We start from the raw sequence: 17,974 nt of genomic DNA on the forward strand, positions 1-17,974 counted from the left end.
CTCTGTCGCGAGGTGGCGTATATTACGCCTTCCTCTTTCAGAGTCAACCCGTTTTTCAGGATTTTTCTCTTCAACCGAACCGGCTGTTTGTGTGAAGTGATTCACATCCGCCGTGTCGATGGAGGCGCATTATAGGGAGCCCGCCGGGAATGACAAGCGGAAAAATACAATTTTATTTCAACCGCTCATCTTTTATACGTAACGCTTATTTTTGCTGCTTTTTAATCGCCGCCGGCAGCTCTGTCAGGCTATTTAGCACCCAGTCCGCGGCTTTTTCCGCTTCTTCAGTAACAGGCTTACCGGTACGCACCAGCACTTTAGTACCGACATCAGCAGCCGCTGCAGCCTGCATATCTTCCAGTTTGTCCCCAACCATATAGGAAGCGGCCATATCGATATGCAGATAATCGCGGGCGGAGATCAGCATCCCCGGATGCGGTTTACGGCAATCACAGGTCTGACGGTACTCCTCAACCGCACCCTGCGGGTGATGCGGGCAATAATAGATACCGTCCAGATCAACGCCACGGTCTGCCAGGGACCAGTCCATCCATTCGGTCAGCGTTTCAAACTGGGCTTCGGTAAATTTACCGCGAGCAATACCGGACTGGTTAGTGACCAGCACCAGCGCGTAGCCCATCTCTTTTAGTTCGCGCATTGCGTCAATGACGCCATCGATAAATTCAAAATTGTCGATTTCGTGGACGTAGCCATGATCGACATTAATAGTGCCGTCACGGTCGAGAAAAATTGCGGGTACTGACTTTGCCACCGGTTTGCTCCTGAAAAAGGCTAGTGCCGTTAGTATCGCATGTTTCCGCATGCAAGAAAGTGCTCATTATAAAGAGTCAGATTGATTTAGACGTCTGGATGCCTTAACATCCATTTCATTGCCAGGCATCGCCTGGATACGGCAGAAGAAAATGCCACGGCAAACGGCTAAACGATAATAAATAACTGATGATTAAACTTTCCAATATCACCAAAGTGTTCCAGCAGGGGAATCGCAGCATTCAGGCGCTGAATAACGTCAGCCTGCATGTCCCTGCCGGACAGATTTACGGCGTCATCGGTGCCTCCGGCGCCGGTAAAAGTACGCTGATTCGCTGCGTTAACCTGCTGGAGCGCCCGACCGAGGGCAGCGTACAGGTTGACGGTCAGGAGCTGACTGCGCTGTCGGAAAAAGAGCTAACCCGCGCTCGCCGTCAGATTGGCATGATTTTCCAGCATTTTAACCTGCTGGCATCCCGCACCGTTTTCGGCAACGTGGCGTTACCTCTGGAGCTGGATAACACGCCACAGGCAGAAATCAAACGCCGCGTGACGGAGCTGCTGGATCTTGTCGGCCTGGGTGATAAGCACGACAGCTATCCGGCTAATCTCTCCGGCGGTCAGAAACAGCGTGTCGCCATTGCCCGCGCGCTGGCCAGTAACCCCAAGGTACTGCTGTGCGATGAAGCCACCAGCGCCCTGGATCCGGCCACCACCCGTTCCATTCTCGAACTGCTGAAAGATATTAACCGTCGTCTGGGGCTGACCATCCTGCTGATCACCCACGAAATGGATGTGGTGAAACGCATTTGCGACTGCGTGGCAGTGATTAGCAACGGCCAGTTGATTGAACAGGACACGGTGAGCGAAGTCTTCTCCCATCCGAAGACGCCGCTGGCCCAGCAGTTTATTCAGTCGACCCTGCACCTGGATATTCCGGATGACTACCAGGCGCGCCTGAAACCTACCGCTACAGCGGATAGCGTACCGATGCTGCGCATGGAATTTACCGGCCACTCCGTCGATGCGCCGCTGCTTTCTGAAACCGCGCGTCGCTTCAACGTGAATAACAACATTATTAGCGCGCAGATGGATTATGCCGGCGGGGTGAAGTTCGGCATCATGCTGACTGAAATGCACGGTACACAGGAAGACACTCAGGCGGCTATCGCCTGGCTGCAGGAACATCATGTAAAAGTAGAGGTATTGGGTTATGTCTGAGGCAATGATGTGGCTGCTGTTGCGCGGCGTATGGGAAACGCTGGCAATGACCTTTGTCTCCGGCTTCTTCGGTTTTGTCCTTGGTCTGCCGGTGGGCGTGCTGCTGTACGTGACCCGTCCGGGGCAAATCGTCGCCAATGCTAAACTGTACCGGACGCTGTCGGCGCTGGTGAACATTTTCCGCTCCATCCCGTTCATTATCCTGTTGGTCTGGATGATCCCGTTTACCCGCGTGATCGTCGGCACCTCAATCGGCCTGCAGGCGGCGATCGTGCCGTTGACAGTGGGCGCCGCGCCGTTTATCGCTCGCATGGTGGAGAACGCGCTGCTGGAGATCCCGACAGGCCTTATTGAAGCCTCCCGGGCAATGGGCGCTACGCCGCTGCAGATCGTGCGTAAGGTTCTGCTGCCTGAAGCGCTGCCGGGTCTGGTCAACGCCGCCACTATCACTCTTATCACCCTGGTGGGCTATTCCGCCATGGGCGGCGCGGTGGGCGCCGGCGGTTTGGGGCAGATTGGTTATCAGTATGGCTATATCGGCTACAACGCCACCGTGATGAATACCGTACTGGTATTGCTGGTTATTCTGGTTTATTTAATTCAATTCTCTGGCGATCGCATCGTCCGGGCTGTGACTCATAAATAACGTTATTGGCAGACAACACTCATTCTTACAGGAAGGAAATAACATGGCCTTTAATTTCAAAACCTTTGCGGCAGTTGGTGCGTTAATCGGTTCTCTGGCGCTGGTGGGTTGCGGTCAGGATGAAAAAGATCCGAATCATATTAAAGTCGGCGTTATCGTCGGGGCGGAGCAGCAGGTCGCTGAAGTCGCGCAGAAAGTGGCAAAAGAGAAGTATGGCCTTGACGTTGAGCTGGTGACCTTCAACGATTACGTTCTGCCGAACGAAGCGCTGAGCAAAGGTGATATCGACGTCAACGCCTTCCAGCATAAACCGTACCTCGACCAGCAGATTAAAGACCGCGGCTACAAGCTGGTGGCTGTCGGCAATACCTTCGTCTACCCGATCGCGGGTTACTCGAAGAAAATCAAATCGCTGGACGAACTGCAGCCGGGCTCGCAGATCGCCGTCCCTAACGATCCGACCAACCTCGGTCGTTCTCTGCTGCTGCTGCAGCAGGTGGGCCTGATCAAACTGAAAGACGGCGTTGGCCTGCTGCCGACCTCACTGGATATCGTCGAGAACCCGAAAAACCTGAAGATTGTTGAACTGGAAGCGCCGCAGCTGCCGCGTTCTCTCGACGACGCGCAGATTGCGCTGGCCGTTATCAACACCACTTACGCCAGCCAGATTGGCCTGACCCCGGCGAAAGACGGCATCTTTGTTGAAGGGAAAGAGTCGCCGTACGTGAACCTGATCGTGGCGCGTGAAGACAATAAAGATGCTGAGAATGTGAAAAAATTCGTTCAGGCTTACCAGAGCGATGAAGTTTACGAAGCAGCAAACAAGATCTTTAACGGCGGCGCAGTGAAAGGCTGGTAATCTTTTCTCACCGTAATATCATTCAGGACGGGCTTCACGCCCGTCTTGTCATTTATGCAAGCACCTGATTCAATAACGCCCTGTTTTTTATTCATTGAGGAAATATTATGCGTGCTTTACCGGTCTGTTTGATAGCACTCATGTTAAGCGGTTGTTCCATGCTAAGCAGATCTCCCGTCGAGCCTGTTCAAAGCACTGCAACTCCTCCGGTTAAATCGGAGCCGACCAAACCACGCGCAACCCGTCCGGCGCCGGTACGTATTTATACCGATGCGTCAGAGCTGGTAGGTAAACCGTTCCGCGATCTGGGTGAAGTGTCTGGCGAGTCCTGCCAGGCTTCGAATCAGGATTCTCCGCCGAATATCCCTACCGCCCGCAAGCGCCTGCAGATTAATGCCGCACGAATGAAAGCCAATGCTGTCCTGCTGCACCGCTGCGAAGTGACCAGCGGTACCCCAGGCTGCTACCGTCAGGCGGTTTGTCTGGGCTCGGCGCTTAACGTATCGGCGCAATGAGTGCATTTCAGTTCGCGCAGATAGGCGTTATCCGCTCGCCGTATAAAGAGAAGTTTGCCGTGCCTCGCCAGCCGGGTCTGGTCAAGCACGGCGGCGGAGAACTCCATCTGATCGCGCCCTACAACCAGGCCGACGCCGTGCGTGGTCTGGAAAGCTTCAGCCATCTGTGGATCTTGTTTGTGTTTCATCAGACCATGGAAGGCGGCTGGCGTCCGACGGTGCGCCCTCCCCGTCTCGGGGGCAACGCGCGTATGGGCGTCTTCGCCACCCGCTCCACGTTTCGCCCCAATCCCATTGGCATGTCGCTGGTTGAGCTGAAGGGCGTTCGCTGTCAAAAAGAGCAGGTGATACTGGAGCTCGGCAGCCTCGATCTCGTCGACGGTACGCCGGTGGTCGACATCAAACCCTATCTGCCGTTTGCCGAAGCGCTGCCCAACGCGCACGCCAGCTACGCGCAACAGGCACCGCAGGCGGATCAGGTCGTCAGTTTTACCGCCGAGGTCGAAACGCAGCTTTTGCATCTGGAGAAGCGTTATCCGCATCTGAAGGCGTTTATCCGAGAGGTGCTGGCGCAGGATCCGCGTCCGGCCTATCGTAAGGAAGAAGAGGCAGGTAAAAATTACGCCGTCTGGCTGCTGGATTTCAACGTCCGCTGGCGGGTGACTGCCGCCGGTTTTGAAGTCTTTGCCCTCGAAGCGCGCTAATTTTATTTTCCTCTCTTTTGGCATCTTTGCCACACTGGTAAACTAAACCACTTTTTTTGTTTCAGGCTGGGCAACCAGCCTGTTCCGCTCGTTTAACTGGAACCGTTACAACATGCGTACTAGCCAATATCTGCTCTCCACTCTGAAGGAGACACCTGCCGACGCCGAGGTAATCAGCCACCAGCTGATGCTGCGCGCCGGGATGATCCGCAAGCTGGCCTCCGGGTTATACACCTGGCTGCCGACCGGCGTGCGCGTCCTGAAAAAAGTCGAAAACATCGTGCGTGAAGAGATGAACAACGCCGGTGCGATCGAGGTGTTAATGCCGGTCGTTCAGCCATCTGAACTATGGCAGGAGAGCGGTCGCTGGGAGCAGTACGGCCCGGAACTGCTGCGCATTGCCGATCGTGGCGATCGTCCGTTCGTCCTCGGTCCAACCCACGAAGAGGTCATCACCGACCTGATCCGCAACGAGCTGAACTCCTATAAGCAGCTGCCGCTGAACTTCTATCAGATCCAGACCAAATTCCGCGACGAAGTGCGTCCGCGTTTCGGCGTGATGCGCTCCCGCGAATTCCTGATGAAAGATGCGTACTCTTTCCATACTTCGCAGGAATCGCTGCAGGAAACCTACGATGCGATGTACGCCGCTTACAGTAAAATCTTCAGCCGCATGGGGCTGGACTTCCGCGCGGTACAGGCTGATACCGGCTCTATCGGCGGCAGCGCCTCTCATGAATTCCAGGTGCTGGCGCAGAGCGGCGAAGACGATGTGATCTTCTCCGACAGCTCCGACTACGCGGCAAACATCGAGTTTGCGGAAGCCGTTGCGCCGAAAACGCCGCGCGCGGCCGCCACCCAGGAGATGACCCTGGTCGACACGCCGAACGCCAAAACCATCGCCGAGCTGGTTGAGCAGTTCAACCTGCCGATCGAAAAAACCGTGAAAACCCTGCTGGTGAAAGCGGTTGAAGATAGCGCTTCCCCGCTGGTTGCCCTGCTGGTGCGCGGCGATCACGAGCTGAACGAAGTGAAAGCGGAAAAACTGCCGCAGGTCGCCAGCCCGCTGACCTTCGCCACCGAAGAAGAGATCCGCGCCCTGGTGAAAGCCGGTCCGGGCTCTCTGGGTCCGGTGAACCTGCCGGTGCCGGTGATTATCGACCGTACTGTGGCGGTGATGAGCGATTTCGCCGCCGGCGCCAACATCGATGGCAAACACTACTTCGGCATCAACTGGGACCGCGATGTCGCCACGCCGGAAGTCGCGGACATCCGTAACGTCGTCGCCGGCGATCCGAGCCCGGACGGCAAAGGTACCCTGCTTATCAAGCGCGGTATCGAAGTGGGTCATATCTTCCAGCTGGGGACGAAGTACTCCGAGGCGATGAAAGCCGCGGTCCAGGGCGAAGATGGCCGCAACCAGATCCTGACGATGGGTTGCTATGGTATCGGGGTCACTCGCGTAGTGGCGGCGGCGATTGAGCAGAACTTTGACGATCGCGGTATCGTCTGGCCGGATGCGATTGCGCCGTTCCAGGTGGCGATCCTGCCGATGAACATGCACAAATCTTACCGTGTGCAGGAGCTGGCGGAGAAACTGTACGCCGAGCTGAGCGCCCAGGGTATTGAAGTGCTGATGGACGATCGTAAAGAGCGTCCGGGCGTGATGTTCGCCGATATGGAGCTGATCGGTATCCCGCACACCATCGTGCTGGGCGATCGTAACCTCGACAATGACGATATCGAATACAAGTATCGTCGCAACGGTGAGAAGCAGCTGATTAAGACCGGGGATATTGTGGAATATCTGGTTAAAGCGATAAAAGGCTAATCACCCAACCAGGGCCCTGAACGGATGTCAGGGCCTTTTTTTTACAAGGACTGTACCCATGACTGCACCTCTTCTCAGCAGCGGGCTGCTGACCTCCGCCCTGCTCCTGCCTACCGCCTGCACTGTAGACGTCGGCCGCAGCACCCCTTCCGCATCCGCGACCGATGGCCGCTCACCGCCATGGGCTGTCCCCTCCGGCGCCAAAGCTCGATTGCCGGCAGCGGACTGCGCGAAATCGCCGAAAGCGACCTTCGTTCCGGCGACCTGCTCTTCTTCTCCAGCCTCGGCGTCACTTGGTTTGGGATCCGCGCCTTCAGCCCCTCTTCCGTGAGCCACGTCGCGCTGTATCTGGTGAACAAACCGAAGGCCGGTGCGGAGTAAAAGAACGATTTGCCCTTTCCCACCCGTCATGAGGCTCATGATTCGTGCGCTATGGTTGGTGGAAAAGGGGGGACGGTAAAACCACCATAACCGAAGTCCGCTGGCCGGCTACCGCTGAGGCGTATCTCCTGCCCGTTTCCCGGGCAGGAGCCGGACAATCAGTGTCCGCAGTCTTTCCCTGGAATAAATTTGCCGGCCTGATCCGTCATCAGCGTTTTCATCATTTCGCCGGTATCCGGGTTCGCCTCGAGGGTAAAGTGCCCTTCCACCACCAGCAGAACCGGACGTGAATCATTGCCACGGGCAGCGGCATAATCCCGCTCAAGCTGGGCATTGTTCGCCACCGCGACGCGTTTACCGGTCGCGCAATCAGTAAAGGTTGCCGCATCGGCCATATAGAAGTACATGCCACGCATCGCCATCGGGGTGGTCGGCAGGCTGGCCTTCACCGGCTCCAGGGTATAGTTGAGAGGAGACTGAATGGGACTCCCGTTGCGGTCGAGCATCTCCAGCTTGTCGCCCTTCGCGCGAAAGTACGATTTTTCGCCCTTGCTGTTGGTCAGTACCAGCTTATCCGCCGTACGCGCCCAGGTGCCGTAAGAGGCAAAGGAAGATGGTTCACGACCAGCGCCCTGGTAGTGCTCATTCATCACCCAGGTACCGTCTTTTTCCAGGAACAGCGAGGTGTCGATGCCTTCGCAATCCGCGCAGGGCAGCACTCCACGCCAGCTTTGCTGCATCGGTTTGAGCTCTTCCATCGCTGCCGGCTGAACCGTGTCATTTTCGGCGCGATGGTTACAACCAAACAGCGCGAACAGCGAACAGGCCGCTATCACGGAGAATATGATTTTCTTCACTCTACTTTCCTTATGATCCATTCCACCCGTTCGCCGACGCCTTCACTGGCGAACTTTTCCACGCAGCGCCTTGACTGAGGACTTTTGCGCCTTAGAAGCAAGGCGTCGCTCTTTGGATGCCCGAGTCGGTCGCGTCTCCCGGCGACTTTTTTGCACTGCGGTTAATTCTTTGATAAGGGCCACCAGCCGGGCGATCGCCGCTTCGCGGTTCATCTCCTGACTGCGATATTCCTGAGCCTTAATGATAACCACACCGTCAGCAGAAATTAAGTGATGGCTGGCGGCGAGCAGGCGCTCTTTGTAAAACGCCGGCAGGCTCGAGGCTTTAATATCGAAGCGCAGATGGATCGCGGTCGACGCTTTGTTCACGTGCTGGCCCCCGGCCCCCTGGGCGCGAATACCTTCCAGCGTGATCTCGTTATCAGCAATGGCCACACTGCGGCTGATAGTAATCATGCCGGCGCTTGCCAGGCGGTAAGCTGAATTTCCAGATTATTCTGAGCATCGGATAACCAGATGCTCCCCTCCTGCAACGTGGCCTGCAGCGTCATCGTGCGGTCGGCAAAAGCGCTAAGCTGCGCCAGCTGGGCATCATCAAGATACCAGATGGTCAGCTTCGGGTACGCCGCAAGCTTGTTCTGATTTTGCTGCCACCAGATTTCAGCCGCCCGGCTGTTATAGGCGAACAACGCCACCGCCTGCGCCCGCGAGCAGGCTTTCTTGATACGTTTCTCGTCCGGCAGCCCCAGCTCGATCCACAGATCAACCCCGAGATGATCGTTAAGCAGCCACAGCTCCGGCTCGTCGTCTGACGAGAGGCCGCGTGTAAACTGCAGCCGTTCATCGGCATATTTGATCCACGCCAGCAAGCGCAGCATCATGCGCTCCTGGGTTTCCGACGGGTGCTGCGCCAGCGTCAGGTTAGCATCCAGAAACTGGTTGCGATCCAGATCGGCTACATTCACCGCGGCTTTATATATCGTCGCTTTCAGCGCCATGAATAAACTCCTGAAAAAAATGGCGTACATTGTAGCGAAACTGGCGGCAAAAGGCTGTCAGCAATCGCAGCAACCTGTTTCATCCTGCTGAAATTGCTTAAATGACTATGATATAGTTCCCTTGCTAAACAGAGTTTATCTTCGTAGGCTTAAACTTGCATCCCACGGTTGAGTCAGAACGCTGACAGGAGGGCATGTGGACCACTATTGTGAGTTAATACGCAAGCGGTATGCGGAAATAGCCAGCGGAGACTTAGGGTATATCCCGGATGCGCTGGGTTGCGTGTTGAAAGTATTAAATGAGATTGCGGCGGATGAGGCCCTTTCGGAGTCAGTCAGGGAAAAGGCCGCTTATGCGGCAGCAAACTTACTGGTGAGCGATTATGTCAATGAATGATACTTATCAACCCATTAACTGCGATGATTACGACAACCTGGAGCTGGCCTGCCAGCATCACCTGGTGCTGACGCTGGCGCTGAAGGATGGCGAACAGCTGCAGGCGAAGGCCAGCGATCTAATCTCGCGTAAAAATATCGAGTATCTGGTGGTCGAACTCGCCGGCAACGTCCGCGAGCTGCGCCTGGATAAAATCGCCAGCTTCAGTCACCCGGAAATCGGCACCGTGGTGGTGAGCGAATCCTGAATCAAAACGGGCTTAACCGCCCGTTTTCCTCCATGTCAGACTGACCCCTTCCCCGTCTTTGACTTCACCTTCGTGGGTCACAAACAGATTGTCCGCTGCGGCAATCGGCGTTTCACCGTAAAACAGCAGCGGCGTGGTGTCTCGTCGCCACGGAGCAACGCCCAGCTCCTGCCAGATCTTCTTTAGCTTACGGCCGCCATGACGCCCGACGATATGCAAATTGCCGCTGGCGCGAAAGCGGACGGTGATCGGCTCATCCGCCGAGGGCGGGCGCAGCCTGCCGCCCGGCTGCAGCATCAGCTCGCCGAGACCGTCCGCCAGCCGCAGCGGCTGGCGCCAGTCGGGCCAGTGCTGGACGCTATCCGCCTGCCCGGGTACATATCTCACCCAGTACAAGCGCTGCTGAAAACGACGGACGGTAAATTCCCCCAACCGCAGGCAGGGGCTGGCATCTTCCCGCGCCAGCGCCACCTCGTGCCAGAGGCGCTCCGGCACCTCGCGGGCAGGCATCGGCGCCCGCTGCCCGGCGAGCCAGCGACGCAGCAGCGCCGCGCGGCGGGGAGAACTCATCGACGTCAGTGGTGCGATAGCCAGCGACCCGTCTTCGGCCGCCAGCGACGCGAGCTCCGCCGCCAGTATCTCGTCCAGCAGTTGCTCCTGCTCGGCGCACAGGCTGGCGCTGCGGGCGACGGCCTCGCTAAAGTGCGGCCAGCGCTCGCGCAGCAGCGGGATCACCCGCAGGCGCAGAAAGTTGCGGTCATAGGTATCGTCCTGATTACTCTCATCTTCAATCCACGACAACTGATGGGCGAGCGCCCACTGGCGTAGCGATTCGCGGGTTTCATTGAGGAGAGGACGCAGTAATCGGCTGTCGGCAAAGGCAGAGGATGGCGCCATCGCCGACAGACCAGTAGGACCGCTGCCGCGTTTTAACGCCAGCAACAGCGTTTCGCACTGGTCATCCTGGTGCTGGGCGGTCACTAACACCTCGCCGGCATTGAGCGTATCCTGAAAGGCCTGATAGCGCGCCGCACGGGCATGGGCCTCGACGCCCAGGCCGCCCCGGGCTAACGTCACGCGATGCACCACCAACGGCACCTGCCACTGCTGGCAAATCTGCCGACAGTGCGCCACCCAGTCGTCTGCGTGGGCGCTAAGGCCGTGGTGAACATGCACCGCCCGCAGCGTCAGCGAGGGATCCTGTTCCCGCAGCAGCACCAGCTGATGCAGAAGAACCGTCGAGTCCAGACCGCCGCTGAAGGCCACCAGCAGCTGGCGATGGGGATGAAGCGTATGCGCAATGTCAGCCGTCATAACCACAAACATACCAAGAAGTGATGGCCCGGCACGTTACCGGGCCAGGGTCGCGCTGGCAAGGTTTACTGCTGATATATTTCCAGCGGCAGGTCGTCCGGATCGCTAAAGAAGGTAAAGCGTTTACCGGTAAAGGGATCGACGCGAATCGCTTCGCACTCCACGCCATGCGCAGTCAAATGCGCTACCGCAGCGTCGATATCATCCACGCTAAAGGCCAGATGACGCAGCCCGCAGGCTTCCGGACGACTGGGGCGGGCCGGCGGAAACGGGAACGAGAACAGCTCAATCACATACTCGCCGTTGAGCGCCAGATCGCCTTTCCAGGAGTCACGCTCGGCGCGATAAAACTCGCTTTGCAGCGTAAACCCCAGAGTATCGCAATAGAACGCTTTACTGCGGGCGTAGTCGGTCGCAATGATGGCAATATGGTGAACCCGTTTCAAACCCAGCATGGTCAAACTCCTTCTGTTAAGCCAGCCACGTTACTCGTGCGCGCCGTTAACGCGCAAGCCTTTCGTCATTTTTTAAGACTCGTACCCGATAAACGCCGTCCTCATCGCGCTTCGCGCCGTGAATATCGGTCTCAAACCCCGGGTAATGACGTCCTATGGAGCAGAGCATCAGCAGGAAGTCGAGCACCGCCCGGCTCTCCTCCGTGATCATCTCTCCTGGCATCAGCAGCGGTACCCCCGGCGGATAAGGGAGGATCATGTTGGCCGAAATCCGGCCCACCAGGTTCTCCAGTTCAATAGTTTCCACCTCACCTTTAATCTGGCGCTGCCAGGCATGATGCGGCGTCATTTTCATTTCCGGCAGGACGTCAAAGGCGCTGAGCATCAGCTGCGGCAGCTGGTGCTGGCGGATCAAGCGGTGGATCCCCTGCGCCAGATCCTGGATCCGCATATTGCGGTAGAAGTCGGGATCTTCGGCGTACAGATCCGGCAGCATATTCTTCACCCGCAGATTGAGATCGTAGGCACGCTTAAACTCGGTCAGGCCGCGCAGCAGCCCCATCGCCCGGGTTTTATCGATACCGATGCTAAAGAGGAACAGCAGGTTGTAGGGGCCCGTTTTCTCCACCACCACGCCCCGCTCGTCGAGGAACTTCGCCACCAGCGCCGCCGGGATCCCCTCTTCATCCATATTCCCCTGCTCGTCCATGCCCGGCGTCAGAATGGTGACCTTCACCGGATCGAGATACATATGATCCGCATCGGCATCTTTGAAACCGTGCCAGTCTTCGCCCGGTGCCACCGGCCAGCACTCGGCTTTATCCACCGCTTCCGGCTGCCAGATATCAAAGAACCAGCCGTCCGACTCTTCGCGCAGTCGCTGCACCTCTTTGCGGAAGTCCAGCGCCCGCTCAATGGAGCGCTGGATCAGGCGCTTACCGGAGTTACCGCGCAGCATCGCCGCCGCGGTCTCAATCGACGCGACGATGGGGTAGCTCGGCGATGTAGAGGTATGCATCATAAAGGCTTCATTAAAGGTCTCTTCATCATAGTTGCCCTTAATGTGGATCAACGAGGCCTGCGACAGCGCGGCCAGCATCTTATGCGTCGACTGCGTCTCGAAGATGACTTTACCGGGGATCCGCTCACCGCTCATGCCGCTTTTCCCCTGATATATCGGATGGAAATGGGTATACGGCACCCAGGCGGAATCGAAATGGATCGACGGGACGTCGAGCGTCTCTTTAAGCCAGGTGGTGTTGTAGAGCAGGCCATCGTAGGTGGAGTTGGTGATCACCGCATGCACGGGCCACTGCGCCCCGCCCGTGTCGCGCACTTTCTGCTGAATACTGTCGCGGGTAAACTCGCGCCGGGGGATACCGCCGAGGATCCCCAGCGCGTTGCGGGTCGGCTTCAGCCACAGGGGAACCACATCGCTCATCATCAGCAGGTGGGCCAGCGATTTGTGACAGTTACGGTCAATCAGCAGCGTGCTGCCGGCGGGCGCCGAGTACATGCCGACAATTTTATTGGACGTTGAGGTACCGTTGGTCACCATATAGCTTTGCTCGGCGCCAAAGGCGCGAGCGATATACTCCTCCGCCTCCAGATGCGGGCCGGTATGATCCAGCAGGGAGCCCAGCTCGGTGACCGAAATCGAGACATCCGCCTTCAGCGTATTCCCGCCAAAAAAGTCATAGAACAGGCAGCCCACTGGGCTTTTCTGATAGGCGCTGCCGCCCATATGACCCGGCGTACAAAAGGTATATTTACCCTCCTGCACATAGTTAAACAGCGCGCGGGTAAACGGCGGGGTGATATTGTCCAGGTACTCGCGGGTATACTGCCCGATGCGGGTGGCGATCTCTTCGGAGAGTCCCAGCGCATATTCGAAGAACCACAGCGTCATGCGCAGATCCTGACTGCTGACATCCATCGTCGAGTGGGCGTTAATAAAGGCGTACAGAGGCAGATATTCATTGAGCTGATTGATATCGCTGCACAGATCGACGCTGTACTCATCCCAGTCGAAGATCACGCCGCAGATGCGCGGGTTGTGCTCGATAAACTGCAGCAGGTCGGCGCTGTTTTGCGGCCAGATGGTCTGAAAGCCCTGGCGCTGCAGCGCCGCTTCCAGTTCTTTGATCGGCTCGTCTTTGTGATAGACGCCGTGAGGCCCCATGATGGCGATGATATTCACGCTTTCCTCCTGGTATTCACCTAAGTCCAGCATCATAGCAATCCCCTGGGCGCATCGCACATAAAAAAAGGGCCGGAAAATCCGGCCCTTAGTCTTTTGCGCTAGCGGAATACTTAGGCGTAACCGTAGCTCATCAGACGTTGATAGCGGCGGTTAAGCAGCTCTTCTTCGCTGAGAAGATCGAGATCGGCCAGGTCCGCCAGCAGCTGCGCTTTCAGGTTTGCCGCCATCGCTTCCGGGTTGCGGTGGGCGCCGCCCAGCGGTTCCGGAACGATAGAATCGATCAGCTTCAGCTCTTTCAGACGCGGGGCAATAATGCCCATCGCTTCCGCAGCCAGCGGCGCTTTATCCGCGCTCTTCCACAGAATGGAGGCACAGCCTTCCGGCGAAATCACCGAATAGGTGCTGTACTGCAGCATGTTGACCTTGTCGCCCACGCCGATAGCCAGCGCGCCGCCGGAGCCGCCTTCGCCGATCACGGTGCAGATCACCGGCACGCTCAGACGCGACATTTCACGTAGATTGCGAGCGATCGCTTCCGACTGGCCGCGCTCTTCCGCGCCAACGCCCGGGTAGGCGCCCGGGGTGTCGATGAAGGTGATGATCGGCATTTTAAACCGCTCAGCCATCTCCATCAGGCGCAGCGCTTTGCGGTAGCCTTCCGGGGCCGGCATACCAAAGTTGCGACGAATTTTTTCTTTGGTTTCGCGACCTTTCTGGTGGCCAATGATCATCACCGGACGACCATCAAGACGCGCGATACCGCCGACAATCGCTTTATCGTCAGCGTAGGCACGGTCACCGGCCAGTTCGTCAAACTCGTCGAACGCCAGGCGGACATAATCCAGGGTGTAAGGACGGCGCGGGTGGCGCGCCAGTTGCGCAACCTGCCATGCACCGAGATCGGAGAAGATTTTGCGCGTCAGCTCTACGCTTTTCTCGCGCAGACGATGCACTTCTTCGTCGATGTTAATATCCAGTTTCTCATCCTGACGGCTTACCGCAGTCAGGGAATCGATTTTCGCTTCCAGCTCTGCAATCGGCTGTTCAAAATCTAGGAAATTCAGACTCATAGTATTCCTGTATTAGTCAAACTCCAGTTCCACCTGCTCCGAGCCGATAAGGCCACGCAGATCGTTGAGTAAACGATCGCTCGGAGAGACGCGCCATGTTGCGCCGAAACGCAACCGCGCGCGTGCATCCGCCCTCTGATAGTAGAGGTGCACTGGAATGGTTCCCGAACGGTGGGGTTCCAGAGACTGACGGAGTCGGTTTAAAAGCTGGTCATCAATTTGCCTGTCCGTCAGCGAGATAGCAAGCCCGCGAGCATATTTTTCCCGGGCTTCGTCAATGTCCATGACTTCACGGGCGGTCATTTTAAGCCCCCCGCTAAAGTCATCAAAGCTGACCTGTCCGCTGACGATAAGTATGCGGTCTTTTTCCAGCAACTGCTGATATTTATCCAGCGCGTCGGTGAATAACATCACTTCCAGCCGCCCGGAACGGTCATCCAGGGTACAGATGCCGATACGATTGCCGCGCTTGGTGACCATTACCCGCGCCGCAATCACCAGCCCCGCCGCCGTGGTCACTTTTCCACGATCGGTCGGATGCATGTCTTTGAGCCTCACGCCGCCGACGTAGCGCTCAATCTCTTTCAGATACTGGTTAATCGGGTGCCCGGTCAGGTACAGCCCCAGGGTCTCCCTTTCACCATCCAGCACCACCTGCTCAGGCCACGGCTGGCAGCTGGCGTAGGACTGTTCAATCTGCTCAGGCTCTTCCGCCAGTACGCCGAACATATCAGCCTGGCCGATGGCCTCGGCTTTGGCGTGCTGGTCGGCGGCTTTCAGCGCATCGCCCAGCGAATTCATCAGCGCCGCACGGTGCGGACCGAGACGATCGAACGCCCCGGACATAATCAGCTTTTCCAGCACGCGACGGTTGAGCTTTTTAATATCGGTCCGCGCGCAGAGGTCGAACAGCTCGCGGAAATAACCGCCGTTGTTGCGCGCCTCAATGATCGCTTCGATCGGCCCTTCGCCGACGCCCTTGATGGCGCCGATACCGTAGACGATCTCGCCGTCGTCGTTGACGTGGAAATGGTACAGGCCGGAGTTAATATCCGGCGGCAAAATTTTCAGCCCCATCCGCCAGCACTCGTCCACCAGGCCAACGACCTTCTCGGTGTTATCCATATCGGCGGTCATTACCGCCGCCATAAACTCAGCCGGATAGTGCGCCTTAAGCCATAGCGTCTGGTAAGAAACCAGCGCGTACGCGGCGGAGTGCGATTTGTTAAACCCGTAACCGGCGAATTTCTCCACCAGGTCAAAGATTTTCATCGCCAGTTCGCCGTCAATGCCGTTTTTCTTCGCCCCATCCTCAAAGATAGAACGCTGCTTGGCCATCTCCTCCGGCTTTTTCTTACCCATCGCGCGACGCAGCATATCCGCGCCGCCGAGGGTATACCCGGACAGCACCTGGGCAATCTGCATGACCTGTTCCTGATACAGGATGATGCCGTAGGTCGGCTCCAGCACCGGTTTCAGGCTTTCATGCTGCCACTGCACGTCCGGATACGAGATCTCTTCTCGGCCGTGCTTACGGTCGATAAAGTTATCTACCATCCCCGACTGCAGCGGGCCCGGGCGGAACAGGGCCACCAGAGCGATCATATCTTCGAAGCAGTCCGGCTGCAGGCGTTTAATCAGATCTTTCATGCCGCGCGATTCAAGCTGGAAGACCGCAGTGGTTTCCGAGCGCTGCAGCATGTCGAAGCTTTTCTTGTCATCCAGCGGGATGGCGGCGATATCCAGCGGCCCTTCACCGTTCTTCTCACGGCGCTTATTAATCATCTCCAGCGCCCAGTTAATGATAGTGAGCGTACGCAGACCGAGGAAGTCGAATTTCACCAGCCCGGCGTATTCCACGTCGTTCTTGTCAAACTGGGTAACCGGATGCAGCCCCTGCTCATCGCAATACAGCGGGGCGAAGTCGGTGATCTTGGTCGGTGCGATAACCACGCCGCCCGCATGCTTACCGGCGTTTCGCGTCACCCCTTCCAGCTTACGCGCCATGTCGATCAGCGCTTTCACTTCTTCGTCCGCCTCGTAGATCTCCGGCAGCTGCGGCTCGGCCTCAAAGGCTTTCGCCAGCGTCATGCCCGGATCGGGCGGCACCAGCTTGGAGATGCGGTCGACAAAGCCGTACGGGTGACCCAGCACGCGGCCCACGTCGCGGATGACCGCCTTCGCCGCCATGGTACCGAAGGTGATGATCTGCGATACCGCGTCGCGACCATACATATCCGCCACGTGCTCGATAACCTGGTCGCGTTTCTCCATGCAGAAGTCGACGTCAAAGTCGGGCATTGAGACACGCTCCGGGTTAAGGAAACGTTCGAACAGCAGGTCGAACTCCAGCGGGTCGAGATCGGTGATCTTCAGCGCGTAGGCCACCAGCGAACCGGCGCCGGAACCGCGGCCCGGGCCGACCGGCACACCGTTATCCTTCGACCACTGGATAAACTCCATCACGATCAGGAAGTAGCCGGGGAAGCCCATCTGGTTGATCACCTGCAGCTCGATATCCAGACGCTCGTCGTATTCCGGCCGGCGCTTCGCGCGCACTTCCGGATCCGGGAAGAGGAATTCCAGCCGCTCCTCCAGACCTTCTTTCGATTTCATCACCAGGAAATCTTCCGTGGTCATATCGCCGGTCGGGAACTGCGGCAGGAAATATTCGCCAAGCCGCACGGTGACGTTGCAGCGCTTGGCAATTTCAACGCTGTTTGCCAGCGCTTCCGGAATATCGGCGAACAGCTCGCACATCTCTTCCTCGCTGCGCATATATTGCTGCGGCGAGTAGTTGCGCGGCCGTTTCGGGTCGTCGAGGGTGAAGCCGTCGTGAATAGCGACGCGGATTTCATGGGCGTCAAAGTCGCCAGTGTCGAGGAAGCGGACATCGTTGGTCGCCACCACCGGCAGACCACGCGCTTCCGCCAGCGCCACGGCGGCATGAAGATAACTCTCTTCATCCTGACGACCGGTGCGGATCAGCTCCAGAAAATAGCGATCCGGGAAATGCTCTTCATAGAAGGCGACGCACTGCTCAACCAGCGGCATGTTGCCGCGGATCAGGCTGACGCCGACGTCGCCTTTACGGCCGCCGGAGAGCAGAATCAGCCCTTCCTGATGTTCCACCAGCCAGTCGCGATCGATCCACGGCCCCAGGGCGCCGTAGCCGCGCTGATAGGCGCGGGAAATCAGCAGAGTCAGGTTCTGGTAGCCGGTGTTATTCGCCGCCAGCACGGTCAGCTCGGTAAATTCGTCGCCGAGCAGGTCGCACTGCACGTGGAAATCGGCGCCGACGATCGGCTTAATCCCCGCGCCGTGTCCCGTCCCGTAGAACTTCACCAGCCCACAGAGATTGGTGAAATCGGTGATCGCCAGCGCTGGCATGCCAAGCGAGGCCGCCTTCTTGACCAGCGGCCCGGTCTTTGCCAGCCCATCGATCATGGAATAGTCGCTGTGCACCCGCAGGTGTACGAAACGTGGTTCAGCCATCTTTAGATCC

Annotated in this window: 17 protein-coding genes and 1 pseudogene; 9 read left to right on the forward strand and 9 right to left on the reverse strand. The window is 57.6% G+C overall.

Features of this window, described 5'->3' with window-relative positions; genetic code table 11:
- Positions 1 to 205: 205 nt before the first annotated feature.
- Positions 206 to 772, reverse strand: coding sequence for a D-glycero-beta-D-manno-heptose 1,7-bisphosphate 7-phosphatase (gmhB, locus tag KHQ24_RS09740; RefSeq protein WP_004204479.1), 567 nt, complete (start codon positions 770 to 772; stop codon positions 206 to 208).
- A 188-nt stretch (positions 773 to 960) separates the two neighbouring features.
- On the opposite strand from gmhB, the gene metN reads away from it, so the two are divergent.
- The 7 genes and pseudogenes from metN to KHQ24_RS09775 form a co-directional block, all read left to right on the forward strand.
- A complete protein-coding gene (gene metN / locus KHQ24_RS09745; protein WP_002889450.1) occupies positions 961 to 1,992 on the forward strand; it encodes a methionine ABC transporter ATP-binding protein MetN in 1,032 nt (343 codons plus the stop codon).
- Positions 1,985 to 2,638, forward strand: a complete 654-nt coding sequence (locus tag KHQ24_RS09750; RefSeq protein WP_004204478.1) for a methionine ABC transporter permease MetI — start codon at positions 1,985 to 1,987, stop codon at positions 2,636 to 2,638. Before metN ends, KHQ24_RS09750 begins: the two co-directional genes overlap by 8 nt.
- Positions 2,639 to 2,681: 43 nt before the next feature.
- Positions 2,682 to 3,497, forward strand: coding sequence for a methionine ABC transporter substrate-binding lipoprotein MetQ (gene metQ, locus KHQ24_RS09755; protein ID WP_002889445.1), 816 nt, complete (start codon positions 2,682 to 2,684; stop codon positions 3,495 to 3,497).
- 107 nt (positions 3,498 to 3,604) lie between these two features.
- Positions 3,605 to 4,012: an Rcs stress response system protein RcsF gene (gene rcsF / locus KHQ24_RS09760; RefSeq protein WP_004204477.1), complete on the forward strand. Its 408-nt coding sequence runs from the start codon at positions 3,605 to 3,607 to the stop codon at positions 4,010 to 4,012.
- Positions 4,009 to 4,716, forward strand: a complete 708-nt coding sequence (gene tsaA, locus KHQ24_RS09765) for a tRNA (N6-threonylcarbamoyladenosine(37)-N6)-methyltransferase TrmO (RefSeq protein WP_017900660.1) — start codon at positions 4,009 to 4,011, stop codon at positions 4,714 to 4,716. Before rcsF ends, tsaA begins: the two co-directional genes overlap by 4 nt.
- Before the next feature lie 112 nt (positions 4,717 to 4,828).
- The gene (proS, locus tag KHQ24_RS09770; RefSeq protein WP_004204474.1) at positions 4,829 to 6,547 is read left to right on the forward strand and encodes a proline--tRNA ligase; all 1,719 of its coding nucleotides are present in this window, start codon (positions 4,829 to 4,831) and stop codon (positions 6,545 to 6,547) included.
- Between the two features lie 58 nt (positions 6,548 to 6,605).
- Positions 6,606 to 6,898: pseudogene (locus tag KHQ24_RS09775) on the forward strand (hypothetical protein); the annotation flags it as partial.
- Positions 6,899 to 7,086: 188 nt separating this feature from the next.
- On the opposite strand, the gene nlpE reads toward KHQ24_RS09775, so the two are convergent.
- Genes nlpE through KHQ24_RS09790 form a run of 3 tightly spaced genes read right to left on the reverse strand, consistent with a single transcriptional unit; the run spans position 7,087 to position 8,783 of the window.
- Positions 7,087 to 7,785: an envelope stress response activation lipoprotein NlpE gene (gene nlpE / locus KHQ24_RS09780; protein WP_004204471.1), complete on the reverse strand. Its 699-nt coding sequence runs from the start codon at positions 7,783 to 7,785 to the stop codon at positions 7,087 to 7,089.
- 42 nt (positions 7,786 to 7,827) lie between these two features.
- Entirely contained in the window at positions 7,828 to 8,241 is a 414-nt protein-coding gene (arfB, locus tag KHQ24_RS09785) for an alternative ribosome rescue aminoacyl-tRNA hydrolase ArfB (RefSeq protein ID WP_004204468.1), read from the reverse strand.
- Positions 8,238 to 8,783, reverse strand: coding sequence for a YaeQ family protein (locus tag KHQ24_RS09790; protein WP_004204466.1), 546 nt, complete (start codon positions 8,781 to 8,783; stop codon positions 8,238 to 8,240). The genes arfB and KHQ24_RS09790 overlap by 4 nt, the downstream gene beginning before the upstream one ends.
- Positions 8,784 to 8,979: 196 nt before the next feature.
- Between KHQ24_RS09790 and KHQ24_RS09795 the strand changes: the two genes are divergently transcribed.
- Together KHQ24_RS09795 and rof are read left to right on the forward strand one after the other, a co-directional pair.
- Positions 8,980 to 9,180 carry a YaeP family protein gene (locus KHQ24_RS09795; protein WP_002889429.1) on the forward strand — a complete coding sequence of 67 codons (201 nt, stop codon included), beginning with the start codon at positions 8,980 to 8,982 and terminating at the stop codon, positions 9,178 to 9,180.
- Complete coding sequence (gene rof, locus KHQ24_RS09800) at positions 9,167 to 9,427, forward strand: Rho-binding antiterminator (RefSeq protein WP_002889424.1); 261 nt, start codon at positions 9,167 to 9,169, stop codon at positions 9,425 to 9,427. Before KHQ24_RS09795 ends, rof begins: the two co-directional genes overlap by 14 nt.
- Before the next feature lie 12 nt (positions 9,428 to 9,439).
- On the opposite strand, the gene tilS is transcribed toward rof, so the two are convergent.
- From tilS to dnaE, 5 genes are all read right to left on the reverse strand, one after another.
- Positions 9,440 to 10,753 (reverse strand): tRNA lysidine(34) synthetase TilS, encoded by a 1,314-nt coding sequence (gene tilS, locus KHQ24_RS09805; protein WP_108433553.1) that lies wholly within the window; start codon positions 10,751 to 10,753, stop codon positions 9,440 to 9,442.
- 53 nt (positions 10,754 to 10,806) lie between these two features.
- Complete coding sequence (locus KHQ24_RS09810; RefSeq protein ID WP_004204463.1) at positions 10,807 to 11,196, reverse strand: VOC family protein; 390 nt, start codon at positions 11,194 to 11,196, stop codon at positions 10,807 to 10,809.
- Positions 11,197 to 11,242: 46 nt separating this feature from the next.
- Positions 11,243 to 13,396, reverse strand: coding sequence for a lysine decarboxylase LdcC (locus KHQ24_RS09815; RefSeq protein ID WP_004204462.1), 2,154 nt, complete (start codon positions 13,394 to 13,396; stop codon positions 11,243 to 11,245).
- Positions 13,397 to 13,509: 113 nt separating this feature from the next.
- Positions 13,510 to 14,469 (reverse strand): acetyl-CoA carboxylase carboxyl transferase subunit alpha, encoded by a 960-nt coding sequence (gene accA / locus KHQ24_RS09820; RefSeq protein WP_004204460.1) that lies wholly within the window; start codon positions 14,467 to 14,469, stop codon positions 13,510 to 13,512.
- Positions 14,470 to 14,481: 12 nt separating this feature from the next.
- Positions 14,482 to 17,964 (reverse strand): DNA polymerase III subunit alpha, encoded by a 3,483-nt coding sequence (gene dnaE, locus KHQ24_RS09825; RefSeq protein WP_017900653.1) that lies wholly within the window; start codon positions 17,962 to 17,964, stop codon positions 14,482 to 14,484.
- Between the last annotated feature and the right edge of the window lie 10 nt (positions 17,965 to 17,974).

This window comes from Klebsiella sp. 54 (assembly GCF_018223875.1).
In the GTDB taxonomy this organism is placed as follows: domain Bacteria; phylum Pseudomonadota; class Gammaproteobacteria; order Enterobacterales; family Enterobacteriaceae; genus Klebsiella; species Klebsiella quasipneumoniae.

Excerpts from the sequence above, each read along its gene's own strand:
- accA (WP_004204460.1), bottom strand. The coding sequence starts at position 14,469 with ATGAGTCTGAATTTCCTAGATTTTGAACAGCCGATTGCAGAGCTGGAA.
- tsaA (WP_017900660.1), top strand. The coding sequence starts at position 4,009 with ATGAGTGCATTTCAGTTCGCGCAGATAGGCGTTATCCGCTCGCCGTAT.
- KHQ24_RS09790 (WP_004204466.1), bottom strand. The coding sequence starts at position 8,783 with ATGGCGCTGAAAGCGACGATATATAAAGCCGCGGTGAATGTAGCCGAT.
- rcsF (WP_004204477.1), top strand. The coding sequence starts at position 3,605 with ATGCGTGCTTTACCGGTCTGTTTGATAGCACTCATGTTAAGCGGTTGT.
- tilS (WP_108433553.1), bottom strand. The coding sequence starts at position 10,753 with ATGTTTGTGGTTATGACGGCTGACATTGCGCATACGCTTCATCCCCAT.
- proS (WP_004204474.1), top strand. The coding sequence starts at position 4,829 with ATGCGTACTAGCCAATATCTGCTCTCCACTCTGAAGGAGACACCTGCC.
- arfB (WP_004204468.1), bottom strand. The coding sequence starts at position 8,241 with ATGATTACTATCAGCCGCAGTGTGGCCATTGCTGATAACGAGATCACG.
- metN (WP_002889450.1), top strand. The coding sequence starts at position 961 with ATGATTAAACTTTCCAATATCACCAAAGTGTTCCAGCAGGGGAATCGC.
- KHQ24_RS09810 (WP_004204463.1), bottom strand. The coding sequence starts at position 11,196 with ATGCTGGGTTTGAAACGGGTTCACCATATTGCCATCATTGCGACCGAC.
- rof (WP_002889424.1), top strand. The coding sequence starts at position 9,167 with ATGTCAATGAATGATACTTATCAACCCATTAACTGCGATGATTACGAC.
- KHQ24_RS09750 (WP_004204478.1), top strand. The coding sequence starts at position 1,985 with ATGTCTGAGGCAATGATGTGGCTGCTGTTGCGCGGCGTATGGGAAACG.
- metQ (WP_002889445.1), top strand. The coding sequence starts at position 2,682 with ATGGCCTTTAATTTCAAAACCTTTGCGGCAGTTGGTGCGTTAATCGGT.
- dnaE (WP_017900653.1), bottom strand. The coding sequence starts at position 17,964 with ATGGCTGAACCACGTTTCGTACACCTGCGGGTGCACAGCGACTATTCC.